General features: G+C 37.3%; 16 protein-coding genes. 11 read left to right on the forward strand and 5 right to left on the reverse strand.

Going from position 1 to position 13,166, the window contains the following annotated elements:
* The first annotated feature begins 142 nt into the window (after positions 1 to 142).
* From CQA43_RS04275 to CQA43_RS04300, 6 genes are all read left to right on the forward strand, one after another.
* Positions 143 to 685 carry a YceI family protein gene (locus tag CQA43_RS04275; protein WP_115551374.1) on the forward strand — a complete coding sequence of 181 codons (543 nt, stop codon included), beginning with the start codon at positions 143 to 145 and terminating at the stop codon, positions 683 to 685.
* 147 nt (positions 686 to 832) lie between these two features.
* Positions 833 to 1,948, forward strand: coding sequence for an ABC transporter substrate-binding protein (locus CQA43_RS04280; protein ID WP_115551375.1), 1,116 nt, complete (start codon positions 833 to 835; stop codon positions 1,946 to 1,948).
* Between the two features lie 91 nt (positions 1,949 to 2,039).
* On the forward strand, positions 2,040 to 2,885 hold the full coding sequence (locus tag CQA43_RS04285; protein ID WP_407918776.1) for a branched-chain amino acid ABC transporter permease: 846 nt from the start codon (positions 2,040 to 2,042) through the stop codon (positions 2,883 to 2,885).
* Positions 2,886 to 2,893: 8 nt separating this feature from the next.
* Positions 2,894 to 4,078, forward strand: coding sequence for a branched-chain amino acid ABC transporter permease (locus tag CQA43_RS04290; protein ID WP_115551377.1), 1,185 nt, complete (start codon positions 2,894 to 2,896; stop codon positions 4,076 to 4,078).
* Positions 4,078 to 4,851 carry an ABC transporter ATP-binding protein gene (locus CQA43_RS04295; protein WP_115551378.1) on the forward strand — a complete coding sequence of 258 codons (774 nt, stop codon included), beginning with the start codon at positions 4,078 to 4,080 and terminating at the stop codon, positions 4,849 to 4,851. Before CQA43_RS04290 ends, CQA43_RS04295 begins: the two co-directional genes overlap by 1 nt.
* Positions 4,838 to 5,533 carry an ABC transporter ATP-binding protein gene (locus CQA43_RS04300; RefSeq protein ID WP_115551379.1) on the forward strand — a complete coding sequence of 232 codons (696 nt, stop codon included), beginning with the start codon at positions 4,838 to 4,840 and terminating at the stop codon, positions 5,531 to 5,533. Before CQA43_RS04295 ends, CQA43_RS04300 begins: the two co-directional genes overlap by 14 nt.
* Before the next feature lie 44 nt (positions 5,534 to 5,577).
* Here CQA43_RS04300 and CQA43_RS04305 read toward each other — a convergent pair whose 3' ends face one another.
* Together CQA43_RS04305 and rpe are read right to left on the reverse strand one after the other, a co-directional pair.
* Positions 5,578 to 6,090, reverse strand: a complete 513-nt coding sequence (locus CQA43_RS04305) for a hypothetical protein (protein WP_115551380.1) — start codon at positions 6,088 to 6,090, stop codon at positions 5,578 to 5,580.
* Positions 6,091 to 6,200: 110 nt separating this feature from the next.
* Positions 6,201 to 6,836, reverse strand: coding sequence for a ribulose-phosphate 3-epimerase (gene rpe, locus CQA43_RS04310; RefSeq protein ID WP_115551381.1), 636 nt, complete (start codon positions 6,834 to 6,836; stop codon positions 6,201 to 6,203).
* A 108-nt stretch (positions 6,837 to 6,944) separates the two neighbouring features.
* Between rpe and CQA43_RS04315 the strand changes: the two genes are divergently transcribed.
* Genes CQA43_RS04315 through CQA43_RS04335 form a run of 5 tightly spaced genes read left to right on the forward strand, consistent with a single transcriptional unit; the run spans position 6,945 to position 11,595 of the window.
* A complete protein-coding gene (locus tag CQA43_RS04315; protein WP_281270103.1) occupies positions 6,945 to 7,850 on the forward strand; it encodes a class 1 fructose-bisphosphatase in 906 nt (301 codons plus the stop codon).
* Positions 7,837 to 8,139, forward strand: coding sequence for a hypothetical protein (locus tag CQA43_RS04320; protein WP_115551383.1), 303 nt, complete (start codon positions 7,837 to 7,839; stop codon positions 8,137 to 8,139). The genes CQA43_RS04315 and CQA43_RS04320 overlap by 14 nt, the downstream gene beginning before the upstream one ends.
* Complete coding sequence (gene metG / locus CQA43_RS04325) at positions 8,117 to 10,075, forward strand: methionine--tRNA ligase (protein ID WP_115551384.1); 1,959 nt, start codon at positions 8,117 to 8,119, stop codon at positions 10,073 to 10,075. The genes CQA43_RS04320 and metG overlap by 23 nt, the downstream gene beginning before the upstream one ends.
* Positions 10,076 to 10,087: 12 nt before the next feature.
* On the forward strand, positions 10,088 to 11,212 hold the full coding sequence (locus CQA43_RS04330) for a hypothetical protein (RefSeq protein WP_115551385.1): 1,125 nt from the start codon (positions 10,088 to 10,090) through the stop codon (positions 11,210 to 11,212).
* On the forward strand, positions 11,209 to 11,595 hold the full coding sequence (locus CQA43_RS04335; protein ID WP_115551386.1) for a NifB/NifX family molybdenum-iron cluster-binding protein: 387 nt from the start codon (positions 11,209 to 11,211) through the stop codon (positions 11,593 to 11,595). Before CQA43_RS04330 ends, CQA43_RS04335 begins: the two co-directional genes overlap by 4 nt.
* 75 nt (positions 11,596 to 11,670) lie before the next feature.
* On the opposite strand, the gene CQA43_RS04340 is transcribed toward CQA43_RS04335, so the two are convergent.
* The 3 genes from CQA43_RS04340 to CQA43_RS04345 all read right to left on the reverse strand — a co-directional run bounded on the left by CQA43_RS04340 (position 11,671) and on the right by CQA43_RS04345 (position 13,154).
* Positions 11,671 to 11,889, reverse strand: a complete 219-nt coding sequence (locus CQA43_RS04340; protein WP_115551387.1) for a hypothetical protein — start codon at positions 11,887 to 11,889, stop codon at positions 11,671 to 11,673.
* Positions 11,890 to 12,048 (reverse strand): hypothetical protein, encoded by a 159-nt coding sequence (locus CQA43_RS09480; protein WP_181881620.1) that lies wholly within the window; start codon positions 12,046 to 12,048, stop codon positions 11,890 to 11,892.
* Between the two features lie 110 nt (positions 12,049 to 12,158).
* The gene (locus CQA43_RS04345; protein ID WP_115551388.1) at positions 12,159 to 13,154 is read right to left on the reverse strand and encodes a radical SAM protein; all 996 of its coding nucleotides are present in this window, start codon (positions 13,152 to 13,154) and stop codon (positions 12,159 to 12,161) included.
* Positions 13,155 to 13,166: the final 12 nt, after the last annotated feature.

Below are 13,166 nucleotides of genomic sequence, written 5' to 3' on the forward strand. Positions count from 1 at the left end.
TAAGATAATTTTAACTTTTTCTTAAAGTTAAGTTTAATTTTAGAATTTTATATTTTATAAAATATTTGTCATTATTTACCATTGATTATTTTTTATGGACTATAATTTCAGAGTTTAAATTTTAATTTCAAAAGGATTTTCAATGAAAAAATTTCTCTGTTCTCTTAGTTTAGCAGCGGCTCTTAGTCTCCCAGCACTTGCAGCTCCCTATGCACTTGATTCTGCAAACTCAAAAATAGATTTTCAAGTCTCCCACCTTAAACTAACACAAGTAGATGGTAAATTCAACAAATTTAGTGCAACAATTGATTACGACCAAGCTTCTAGCACTTTAAAAATCTTAGAGGGTGTTGTAGATATAACTTCAGTGGATACTGCAAACCCCAAAAGAGACGCGCATTTGCAAGCAGAGGATATGTTTGATGCCAAAAAATATCCTAATATGACTTTCAAAATGACAAAATTTGAAGCAGGCAAGATTTATGGCGATTTAACCATTCGCTCCACAACAAAACCCATTGTGCTTGATGCAACAATCCAGCCCAATGGCAAAGAGCTAACAATCAATGCCACAACCAAGATTCTAAGAAGTGATTTTGATGTCTCTTGGCACAATATTTTCAAAGATAATGCTGTGGGTGATGAAGTAAAAATTACTTTAAACCTTAAAGCAAACGCAAAATAACCACACAACTACCCTAATAAAACACAATGACAAAACCTCTTGTCATTGTGAGATTCTACAAGAATCAACAATCCCCACAAATACTTAATGTGTCTTTAAAAAAAATATTGTAAGATTAGCTTTTATCTTTGAATATAAGGATTTTCAATGAAAAAGACTTTTGTAACCCTCTATTTGGCGTGCGGAATCTTTGCTAGCAATCTTTTAGCAGGAGAAGTAAAAATCGGTGTCGTTTTGCCTGCAAGTGGTGCAGTAGGTGGATTTGGAGAGCTTGGAAAACGCGGAATTGACTTAGCTTACAAGGCACAAAGCAAAACTAAAAATGGTGAAGAGATTAAAATTATTTTTATTGACAATAAGAGCGATAAAATAGAATCCGCAAATGCAATGCAAAAACTCGTTTCAAGCGACAAAGTCAGCGTTGTTATTGGTCCTATGATTTCCACCAATGCACTTGCAATGACAAAAATTGCAGACGATAGCAAAACGCCTTTAATTGCTCCTGTGGCGACTAATGACCGCGTAACTAAGGGCAAAAACTTCGTTTCTCGCGTCTCTTTTGCAGATAGCTTTCAAGGGTTAATTGCAGCAAACTTGGCTTTCAAAGATTTAGGTGCAAAAAAGGCAGCTATTTTGTTTGATAATAGCAGTGATTACTCTATCGGACTTACACGTGCTTTTAGAAATCAATTTAAAACTTTAGGCGGCGAAATCATCATTGAAGCCAACGCTCAAGCAGGGACTAAAGACTTCAAAGCGCAAATTTCAAGCATTAAGGCAAAGAATCCCGATGTTCTTTATTTGCCAATCTATTATAACGAGGGCGCACTGATTGCGGTTCAAGCCAAGCAATTAGGATTAAATGTCCCGACTATTGGGGGAGATGGCTTAGTTTCAAACAAAATTTTCTTTGATGTTGCCAAAGAAGCAGGGGAAGGCTATATGGTAACGGATTATTATTCTACAAACTCCAAACAAACCCCCAAAGGCGAGAAATTCATCAAGGATTACAAAAAAACCTACAATGAACCTGTAAGCTCTTTTAGTATTATGCTTGCGGATGCTTATGGGATTGCTGTAGCTGCGATTGAACAATGCGGTGCGGAGAATCGCGAATGTATTAATGATAAAATCCGCAATGTCGAAGATTATGATGGCATAAGTGGTAAATTCTCTTTGAAAAATGGCGAATCTATCCGCAGTGCGGTGATTAATCAAGTGCAAGGTGGTAACTTAGTTTATAAAACCACGATTGAACCATAAAAACTTTTAAGATTCTGTAAATTTTAAGGTTTAGAGTTTGGACTTTTTGACTTTTTTTCAGCAATGTATTAATGGCTTAAGCTTGGGCAGTATGTATGCACTCATCGCGATTGGCTATACAATGGTTTATGGCTGTTTGCGCCTCATTAACTTCGCCCACGCAGATATTATGATGGTGGGAGCATTTCTCGTTTTTTTTGCCATTAGCTCCTTTGATTTACCTTTTTATGCTGCTGCGATTCTATCTATTGCCTTGTGTGGAATCCTAGGTGTAATGATTGACAAGATTGCCTACACACCTTTACGCAATGCGCCTAGAATCTCTATGCTGATTACCGCCATTGGCGTGAGTTTTTTTTTGGAAAATCTTTTTAATGTCCTCTTTGGCTCTACACCTAGATTCTTTAATGCTCCAGCATTTTTCTCGCAATCTTTGGATATTTTTGGTATCAGTTTAACCATTATTACATTAATAATTCCATTGGTTACGCTTTTACTTTTGGGAGGACTTTTGCGTTTTCTCTATCACACAAAGCAAGGAATGGCGATTCGCGCAAGTGCATTTGATATTAACACCGTGCGCTTAATGGGAATCAATGTAAATCACATCATCGCCATTGTTTTTGCGATTGGTAGCACTTTAGCAGGAATCGGGGGGATTTTTTATGCAATTTCTTATCCCACGATTGACCCGCTTATGGGCGTGTTAATTGGCTTAAAAGCCTTTGCTGCTGCGGTTTTAGGTGGAATCGGAAGTGTAGGCGGCGCAGTGCTTGGAGGCTTTATCTTGGGCTTTACAGAAGTTATGGCGGTAGCACTTTTCCCAGACCTTGGAGGATACAAGGACGCTTTCGCATTTCTTTTCCTCATTCTTGTATTGCTATTTCGTCCCGTCGGCATTATGGGCGATTGGCGTTTAGAAAAAAGTCGTTTTTAGGTTGCAAAATGTTTAAGAAACTTTACACAAATAGCCCAACAACTGCGACTTTGGGATTCCATTGCAGCATTTATGTGTTAGTTATTTGCGTGCTTTTTGCTTCACAAAGCTTGTTGGGAGATTATGCCTTAAGAATCTTTAACAATATTCTTATTTTTATAATTCTAGCGGTGAGTTACAATCTGATTAATGGCGTAACAGGGCAGCTTTCTTTAGAGCCAAATGGGTTTGTTGCGATTGGTGCATATATCACCGCATTAATGTTGTTAGATTCGGATTTAAAATGGGAAATGTTTCAGTTAGCAGACCCTCACCCTTTTATCTTGAGTATGTATAGTGAGTTATTGCCCGCTCTGTTTTGCAGTGGAATCGTAGCAGCTATCCTTGCGGTTCTGCTTTCTTTTCCTGTATTTCGTGTGCGTGGGGATTATTTAGCGATTGTAACACTTGGCTTTGGTTTTATTATCAAAATCCTAGCAATCAATAATCCAGAATGGACAAACGGCGCAATTGGCTTAAATGAGATTCCAAACAATCACGATTCCATTGTCGGTGCGATAGAAAAACTACTTTTAAGCCTTAGCACAAACGATTCACCCTTGCAGGAATTCTTTAATTTCCTTTATATCCACGCCTTTGGTAATGGAGCAAACATCACAGTCTTTTTTTGGAGTGGAATCTTTGCCACCGCTTCAGTAATTTTAATCCTGCAAATCGTCTATTCTAAATATGGACGCGCAATGAAAGCAGTCCGAGACGATGAAGATGCTGCAATTGCAATGGGAATTAACACTTTCAAAATCAAAACTTTTGCTTTCTCCACAAGTGCATTTCTAGAAGGCATTGGAGGCGGATTAATGGCGGTTTGGCTCACTACGATTGACCCAAAAATCTTTGGGTTTGAGCTTACATTTCAGCTTTTAATCATCATTGTGCTTGGGGGTTTAGGAAGCACGAGTGGAGCGATTTTGGGAGCGATTTTGGTTATCGGTGGGGGAGAATGGCTTAGATTTCTAGACCAGCCTTTAGTCTTTTTTGGAAATGATTTTGGTTCTTATCCGGGACTTAGAATGGTGTTTTTCTCACTCATCTTGCTTGTGATTATGCTTTTTGCTAGAGAGGGCATTATGGGCAAACGCGAAGTTTGGGATTTGAATCCTACCAAACTAAGATTGTTTAAAAAGGCGCAATAATGGCAATTTTGGAACTAGAAAATGTCAGTATTGCCTTTGGGGGATTAAAGGCGATTGATAATGTAAGCTTTAGTGTGCAACAAGGACAAATTTTTGGATTAATTGGTCCAAATGGAGCAGGCAAAACAACAATGTTTAACATTATTACTGCAAATTATAAGCCAAATAGCGGAAAAGTTCATTTTTTGGGCAAAAATATCTCTAAATATAAGCCAAATACAATTGTGCATTTAGGAATTGCGCGCACTTTTCAAAACATTCGGCTCTTTAATTCTATGAGTGTGTTAGATAATGTCCTCATTGGTTTGCACAATGAAGCAAAATATAGCTTTCTTGAAGCTGCTTTTCGCATAGGAAGATATTTTAAAGAGGAAAAACGCATTAAGGAAAAAGCTCGGTGGATTTTGGATTATATTGGATTAGGCAACCAATGGAATACCAATGCAAACGCGTTGAGCTATGGAAATAGTCGTAAAGTAGAAATCGCAAGAGCTTTAGCAACCAATCCAAAACTTTTGTTATTAGATGAACCAGCCGCGGGAATGAATCCCAAAGAGACGCAAGAGCTTTGCGAATTGATTTTAAAAATGCAAAAAGACTTTGATTTAAGCATTTTGTTAATTGAGCACGATATGCCCTTTGTCAATCAACTTTGTGAGCAAGTTTTGGTGCTAGACTATGGCAAAAAACTCTTCAGCGGCACGCCCAACGAAGCCATTAACAACCCCGAAGTGATTGCAGCTTATCTAGGAGACTTCTATGCTTCAAATTGAGAATCTACAAGTGCATTATGGCTTGATTTCGGGCTTAAAGGGCATTAACTTCCATATTGAAGAACACGAGATTATTACTTTAATCGGAAGTAATGGCGCAGGTAAAACCTCAACCCTTAATGGAATCGTGCATAGTGTCAAAACAAAAGGCAAAGTCCGATTCTTTGGCGCAAATATCTCCAAGATTCCAACACACAAAATTATCCAACGCGGAATCGCGCTTGTGCCAGAGGGAAGGCGCGTTTTTACCAATCTTAGCGTAGATGAAAATTTGCGTATGGGAGCGTATCATAATGATGAAAACTTTGAAGTAATGCGCGAAAAAATGTATCGGCTTTTCCCTCGCCTAAAGGAGCGTTACAAACAAATGGCAGGCACAATGAGCGGGGGTGAGCAACAAATGCTCGCCATTGCAAGAGCTTTAATGAGTGAGCCAAAGTTACTTATGCTTGATGAACCAAGTCTCGGGCTTGCACCCAAAGTCGTAGGAGAGCTTTTTGAGATTCTTTTAAACTTGCGCGAAAATGGCATTACGATTCTGCTTGTAGAACAAAATGCCTTTGCTGCACTCAAAGTCGCCAATCGTGCGTATGTGCTAGAAAATGGCAAAATTGTAATGGAGGATTTTGCAAAGAATCTTTTAGAAAATCAAGAGATTAAAAAACGATATTTAGGCGGATAATAAGGAATTACAATCAAAAATCTTGCGATTCCACTAGACTAGAATTAAACCTTGAGATTTTGCAACATTGCGCTTAAAGATTCTGCCGCTTGTGTTTTGCGCTTTTCAAAATGCGCTGGGCTTTCTGTCTCTCCCATATATAAGCCTCTTTGAATAGCAGTTTCAGATTCCAAAACTCCTAGCACATTTTCTAACATTTCTTTTTGTTCAGTCCTAGAAGCATTTGCAAAATTTTGATTCCAACTTACATTTGCCCTCTGCCAATTCACTTTAAGCGGGTCTGTGTTATGCTCTTTTGCATATTGTTGAATCGCAGAGACAATCTGCGCTGTGCGTACCATTCGCCCCTCCTCACTATCCCAACTCACACCAAATTCACTTAAAAAATCATCAAAATTCGTAAGGCTAGATTTTTGCGATTCTTGATTTTTCTCTGTGCTTTGATTGCTTTGCATAGATAAAAGCACTTCAAAGGAAGTTGCGCTCTCTTGTTGGTTTTGTGTTGTTTGGTAGAAAAGAGGATTTTCTCGCACATAAGAATTTGTATTAACTTGCATAGGAATCCTTATTTAATGTAAATAGAAGTAGATTTAGATACTGCTGCGTAATTTTCTCTTTACCCTCTGTGGTATATTAGAGTTTGTGGGGTTTGCAGTAGAATCTAACTTTACCGCAAACTTTCTATCCGCTCCTTATAATCTCCACCAAAAATATAGCTACCGGCTACAACAATATCTGCCCCAGCTTTTTTAAGAGATTCTATATTTCTATCACATACCCCGCCATCTACTTCAATGAGGCAATTCGGATTGCGCAACTCTATTTTGTCTTTTAAATTTTTAATTTTATCCAACACATTGGGTATAAACTTCTGTCCGCCAAAGCCGGGATTCACACTCATCAACAAAACCATATCTACAAATTCCAACAAATATTCTATGGAATCCAAATTGGTATGAGGATTCAAAACAATTGCAGGTTTAATGCCATATTCGCGGATTTTCTGTGCCAAGCGATTCGCGTGCTTTTCCTCCTCAATATGAAAGGATAGAAATTCGGGCTTAAAGGGTGCAAAAAGTTCTACAAAAAAACTATTATTTTGCACCATTAAATGAATGTCTAGCGGCTTGCTTGCTGCTTTTGCGACAGAATGCACCACTACAGGACCAAGCGTCAGATTTGGCACAAAATGCCCATCCATTACATCAATATGTATAAAATCACAACCTGCTTCACAGATAGCTTTGATTTCGGATTCTAATTTTCCAAAATCTGCAGAAAGGATACTTGGCGCAACAAGCATTAAATCTCCTTAAATCAAAATAAGCTAAAATTGTAGCAAAAAACTATAAATATTGCCCTAAAATAGCCACCAACATAATAAAATTAGGCTATAATATACAAATTTGTTATTTCGGAGATACAAATGAGGACAAACGCAGAATTAATGCGTGATTTAGAATTGATTTTTGCACGAATTCAAAGTGCGAGTTTGCCGATTTATGAAACCCTCAAACAAAGTTTAGGGGAATATGCACAAAGCACCAATGCAACAGGAGATACACAGCTAAAAGCAGACATTCAAGCCGACACGATTCTGCAAAATACTTTCAAAGACTTAAGAATTGTGCATCAGGTTTGCAGTGAAGAGCAAGAACAAGCAATCAAGCTTCACGATAAAGGCATTTATAGTATTGCCTATGACCCTTTAGATGGCTCTTCCTTAATGGGAGCAAATTTGAGCGTGGGAAGTATTTTTGGAATCTACCATGGAGATTTCCTGCCCCAAAATCTCGTTGCAAGTGCATATATTCTCTATGGTATGGTAGTTGGAATCGGATTTGCCTCTATCCTCAAAGAAGGCGTAGATTACTTTGTCTATAATGGAAAAACATTTGATTTACAAAAATGCTTCAAACTTTCACACAAAGGCAAATTAAATGCAACAGGTGGCACACAGAAAAATTGGAGTCTTTCACATAAGGCAAAGATAGAATCTCTCTTTAACGCTGGTTATCGTTTGCGGTATAGTGGCGGAATGGTTCCTGATTTGCATCATATTTTGGTTAAAGGTGGCGGGATTTTCTCTTATCCTAGCACGAGTGATGCACCACAAGGCAAACTTAGAATGCTTTTTGAAGTTTTTCCCTTCGCCTTTATCTTTGAAAGAGCGGGTGGTGGAGCGGTTTGCATAAGTGAAAATGCGCACAACATAACAGAGGTAAAACGACTTTTGGAATTAACACCAAAACATTTACACGATACAACACCTTGCTTTTTTGGTAGCTTGGAGGAAATAGAATTTGTCAGCAAATGAAATAGAATCTGCACTCAAAGAAATAAAAGACTGCCAAGCAAGCCACAATACGGCAAGCTGTATGTTTTGCAAAAGTGTGGCAGATTGTGCTAAAAAAAATAATTTTGACCAAAAAATGCAAAATAATCTCACGCAACAACTTACTGCGCTTCAATCCTGCCAAGAAAACAAGGGATTCTCTAGTTGTTTAAATTGCGCAGAATTATTAGAATGCTCCGTGCGAAATGGATATGTAGCTGCAGTTTATTTGAGTATGAATAAAGGAAATGGAGGCAGTTTTGAGTTCTAAATTTTATATCACATCGCCAATTTATTATGTCAATGATATTCCCCACATTGGACACGCTTATACAACCATCATTGTGGATACACTTGCGCGTTTTGCTAGACTTAAAGGCAAAGAAGTTTATTGCCTCACAGGCACAGATGAACACGGACAAAAGATTGAACAATCTGCTCAAAAAAAAGGGAAAAGTCCGAAAGAATATGTAGATGAGATTTCGCGAAACTTCAAAAATCTTTGGGACGAATTTGGAATCAGTTACGACCATTTTATCCGTACAACAGATGATTACCACATCAAAACTGCCCAAATGGCTTTTTTAAAAATGTTTGAAAAAGGGGATATTTATAAAGGCAAATATGAGGGACATTATTGCATTTCTTGTGAATCCTTTTTTACAAAATTTCAGCTTATAGGCGAAAATTACTGCCCAGATTGTGGTAAAGAAACGACTTTGTTGCAAGAGGAAAGCTATTTCTTCAGGCTTAGTGCGTATCAAGAGAGACTTTTAAAGTTTTATGAACACAATCCAAACTTTATCTTGCCAAAATTTCGTCGCAATGAGGTAATTAACTTTGTAAAAGATGGACTAGAGGATTTGTCCATTACGCGCACAACTTTTGATTGGGGCATTAAACTCCCTCAAAACCTCATTCATCAAGACCACAACAATGCAAAACATGTGATGTATGTATGGCTAGATGCACTGATAAACTATCTAAGCGCACTCGGATTCTATAATGATTTGGAGGATAGAAGAGATTTCTGGGCGGCAAATTATCACATCGTAGGAAAAGACATTTTGCGATTCCACGCAATTTATTGGATTGCGTTTTTAATGAGCCTAGATTTACCTCTACCACACCATATCGCAGCACATGGCTGGTGGACTAAAGAGGGTGCAAAGATGAGCAAAAGTGTCGGCAATGTTGTCAATCCAAAAGAAGTGGTAGAGGCTTATGGATTGGATTGTTTCCGATATTTTGTCTTGCGCGAAGTGCCTTTTGGACAAGATGGGGATTTTTCGCAAAAATCTCTAATGGAGCGAATCAACTCGGATTTAAGCAATGATTTAGGCAATCTACTCAATCGCCTTTTGGGAATGAGTGCAAAATACTTTAATAATGCTTTACAAGTAGATTTGGAAAATCTCAAAAAGCATTATAGCACAGAGTTTTCTCAAATCAATAAAGTCTTAAAAAGCCTAGAAACCTATATGGAAGAAGTGCAGACCAATCGTTACCTAGAAGAAATCTGGACACTCTTTAGTTTAGGAAATGGAATCATCGCAAAAAAAGAGCCATGGAATCTCATTAAAGAGGGCAAAAACGAGGAAGTAGCGGAGTTGCTCATATTCCTTGCTAATCTGTTAATCAAATCCGCACTTTGTCTTTCTCCTTTTATACCAAAGAGTGCCGAATCTATCCTTAGTGTCTTTGGGCTAAAAGCAGAATCACGAAATTATAAGAAGTTTGTCCTTGAGAATGGATTGTTACCACAAATCCAACTTTGTGCGATTCCTGCATTATTCCCAAAAGTAGAAAATATCTTACTAGAAGAAAAAGAAACTAAAAACTCGCAGAATCCCACTACAAATACTCCATTAGAAATCACCAATCCGATTTTAAAAGAGGATTTTTTCAAAATAGAAATCAAAGTAGGCACAATTTTGAGCGCAGAGGAGCTGCCCAAAAGCGAAAAACTTTTAAAACTTCAAGTGGATTTAGGCGAAGCAAGAGCGCGTCAGATTCTAGCAGGCATCAAAGCCCATTATACACCACAAAGCCTCATAGGCAAACAAGTATGCGTGCTTGCCAATCTTAAACCTGCAAAATTAATGGGTGAATTAAGTGAGGGAATGATTCTTGCTGCCAAAGATGAGAAAGGATTAACACTGATTACTCCGCAAAATCTTAAGAAAAATGGGAGTTCAATCAGCTAATAGGAGTGCGCAATGAAAAGAAAGGAAATGCAAATTAGTGTCAATGAAATAGTAGAAATTGCCTTTGGAACTTTATTGAATCAACCAAGCATTTCTTTTTTTAATCAAATCTGTGATGAAGTCAATGAAATCAAACAAGGAGATTTATTCGTAGCAAATCATCTTAAAAAATCTCCTCAAGAAGTCCAAAAAGAGATTGAAGAAGCTGTGCAAAGAGGTGCATTTGGGATTCTCTTTAGTGGTAATATTGCAATGAGCGACCCTGAGGTTGCTTGGATTAGTGTGGAAGATTTAGAACAATCCCTAATCCGAATTGCACGCCATTATTTGATTGTTGGAAACAAGATTTTATTTCTACTCAATCCTGATGAATATCAAATCGCCTCACAAATCATTATGCCTAAGAAAAATTTAGATTGTTATTGTGGCTCACTTGTCCAACTTGTGCGTTATATTCTGACAAGTGAAGTAGCCTACATTCTGTATTGCAATGCACGCTTAAATTTGGATTCTCTACCCAAAAACCAACAAGAAATCAAACTCCTATCCCAAGACAAAATGGAAGATTCCAATTTACCTTTTGCGATTAACTCCTACTCCCTTTTTGGCATTAAAATCTTTTATAAAACTTTAGATTATGAGATTCCTTTACCAAAACTTTTTATCCAGCCTCTTGCACGTGTAGCGCGATTCTGCGAGGAATATTCCTTAGAAGTACAAATGGGCAATCTAAATGGAATCACAAGCTTCAAACCTTTATATTTAGACGAGCGTGGATTTATTTCCAAACCCGGAGCTACCAATAAAGTCTTACTTGCTTGTATGGACATCAATCTTTACGAACAATATTTAGCATACTTTACTATGTATGCCAAATGGGCGCATTTAATGCTTTTTGTCCCACAAATTTATCAAGAAATTTATGCTCCTTATGCAGAAGTGCGTTGCTTTGAAAATCATCAAGAATTGTTTGAGCAATTAATGCACGAAAAATATAATTTTGCGCTTACTTTGGGTGTCCCAACAGAAAAGTTTGAGGAGCGATTCTCCTATCGCCCCAACGAACAAAACCTCTTTGAATACGCTCATTTGGAGGATATAAAATCGCAAAATCTTGAGGATAAAGGAAACCAATGAGAATTGCTGTACCCGTCTATGATGAAAGCTTAAAAATCTTTGGCAACACAGGACATACCCCCTTTTTTGCTATCTTTGAGCAAAAAGGCGCAGGAATGTTCAAAAAAATTGATTTATTAGAGTTGCGTGAAAATCCACGTGGTAACAAAGAGGCAAGTGAGGGTTGCTCACATAAAGATGAGGAAATGAGCGCAGAGGAACAAATGGCGCACAAACAAGAACACAATATACTCGGTGAAATCATCAAAGATTGTGCAGTGGTGCTTGTCAAAAAAGCTTGTCCCAATACTGCGCGCGTTTTCAACGAAAGAGGAATCAAAGTCTGCAAAGTAGATTCGAATTGCCAAAGTGCGCAAGATTCCTTTAAATTTATCAAACTCTAGCTGCAATAAAAAAGGATATGGAATCTCGCTACTTCGGGATTCCATATAATTGAACTTAATAAAATCTTGCGAACATCACACCACTAAGCTAAAACTTACACGAAAAGTGGTTTGTTGGGATTCTATCTCCACAGGAATTTGAGAGGCTTCCGCTTGTGCGCTCTTTTTGCTTTCTTCTTCCGTGTTTTCCTCTTCACTCTCTGCAAGTTTTTCTTGCATTTCAAGCAGAGGTTTAGTTTGATATTCTAAGGTAATGTCTATTACCCTACCGCACGCGTCAGAATAGATTGTCATTTAATTTTTCCAACTGCAAATACCAAGATATTTACAAGCAGCATTTTGATAAATAGATTGATGATTTGTCTGACAACTATTTGTCCAAGAACAATTTGCAAATAAACTTATAGCTCCCAAACTCACAACAAATAAACTTCCTAAAACAATTTTTTTCATATTCTACTCCTTATTTATGATTCTAGGATTCTTCAATTATAAAAAAAGTAAAATTAATTTTAACTTAATAGATAAAGAGAATCTTAAATGAATACTATTTAAGCTTATCTTTAGCCTATTCGTAACACCTCTCTTGTTTGGATTGCTGCAAGGATTTTCTCACTAGGCTTAGAATAATCCTGACAATAATCACAGGACTTATAAAAGTCTTGCGCATAAAATTCCAAAAATCTATCCGTTTCGTCCATTAAATCAATATAATCCCCCTCAAATTCCTCTAAACCTTTCAAGACAGAGAGGGAGCTTGCTGCTGCACAGACAAATATTGCCCCTTTAGGAGCTAATTCCCCCCCCCCGCCGCCGATGAGAGAAACACAAGAAGCCCTACAAGATAAATAATTTGCAATGATTTGTTCCTTGCTTCTACCCCTTTTGTGGATTCTTTCTAATCTATGCCAAGTGCCTCCTTTTAAAAAAGAAAAAGGAATGCGATATTTTTTAAGATTTTTAAAAATACTTTCTTGTTTAAGGCGAATGTTTGGAACATGCGAATAATCTGAAATAGAAACCTTGCGAATCTTTTTTGATTTTTTCATTCTTTGCAAGATAGGTTCTTTTATATCAATGCTTCCATTGCTTAAGATATCGTAAGTCAAAATTTTCTTTTGGGATTCTATATAATCTAATAATTGCGGCAAATCTTTAAACAAAAAAGGCTCTCCCCCGATTAATCTTAAGCGATTAATGCTAGAAACTTTGGAACACAACTGCTCTAAACTTTCAATAATATTTTCCAAAGTGCCTACATATTGCGCCTTTGGAGTAAAATACTGCATTAAATTACAGCAATGCTCACAACGCAAAGTGCATTTGGTTGTCAAAACAATCTCCACATAAGGAATATCCACGATTCCACGCAACACGCGCTTTTGAAAGTAACTTCTTAAGAAAAACTTACGCATTAAACTTGCATAGGGATAGCTAAACAACCTCTTAATTCCCCTTTTGCCATTTAGATAAGAATGTCTCCAATTAATATTTGGTTCAATATAGCGCGAGACAAACAAGGGATTTTCTAGTAGCTTTTGATAATTTAATGTTTTCATATTTTCTCCTAA

Origin of the sequence: Helicobacter ganmani (genome assembly GCF_003364315.1) — a bacterium.
GTDB classification, from domain to species: Bacteria; Campylobacterota; Campylobacteria; order Campylobacterales; family Helicobacteraceae; genus Helicobacter_D; species Helicobacter_D ganmani.

Coding starts and splice junctions, on each gene's coding strand:
- CQA43_RS04275 (WP_115551374.1), top strand. CDS start 143: ATGAAAAAATTTCTCTGTTCTCTTAGTTTAGCAGCGGCTCTTAGTCTC.
- CQA43_RS04280 (WP_115551375.1), top strand. CDS start 833: ATGAAAAAGACTTTTGTAACCCTCTATTTGGCGTGCGGAATCTTTGCT.
- CQA43_RS04285 (WP_407918776.1), top strand. CDS start 2,040: ATGTATGCACTCATCGCGATTGGCTATACAATGGTTTATGGCTGTTTG.
- CQA43_RS04290 (WP_115551377.1), top strand. CDS start 2,894: ATGTTTAAGAAACTTTACACAAATAGCCCAACAACTGCGACTTTGGGA.
- CQA43_RS04295 (WP_115551378.1), top strand. CDS start 4,078: ATGGCAATTTTGGAACTAGAAAATGTCAGTATTGCCTTTGGGGGATTA.
- CQA43_RS04300 (WP_115551379.1), top strand. CDS start 4,838: ATGCTTCAAATTGAGAATCTACAAGTGCATTATGGCTTGATTTCGGGC.
- CQA43_RS04305 (WP_115551380.1), bottom strand. CDS start 6,090: ATGCAAGTTAATACAAATTCTTATGTGCGAGAAAATCCTCTTTTCTAC.
- rpe (WP_115551381.1), bottom strand. CDS start 6,836: ATGCTTGTTGCGCCAAGTATCCTTTCTGCAGATTTTGGAAAATTAGAA.
- metG (WP_115551384.1), top strand. CDS start 8,117: ATGGAGGCAGTTTTGAGTTCTAAATTTTATATCACATCGCCAATTTAT.
- CQA43_RS04330 (WP_115551385.1), top strand. CDS start 10,088: ATGAAAAGAAAGGAAATGCAAATTAGTGTCAATGAAATAGTAGAAATT.
- CQA43_RS04335 (WP_115551386.1), top strand. CDS start 11,209: ATGAGAATTGCTGTACCCGTCTATGATGAAAGCTTAAAAATCTTTGGC.
- CQA43_RS04340 (WP_115551387.1), bottom strand. CDS start 11,889: ATGACAATCTATTCTGACGCGTGCGGTAGGGTAATAGACATTACCTTA.
- CQA43_RS09480 (WP_181881620.1), bottom strand. CDS start 12,048: ATGAAAAAAATTGTTTTAGGAAGTTTATTTGTTGTGAGTTTGGGAGCT.
- CQA43_RS04345 (WP_115551388.1), bottom strand. CDS start 13,154: ATGAAAACATTAAATTATCAAAAGCTACTAGAAAATCCCTTGTTTGTC.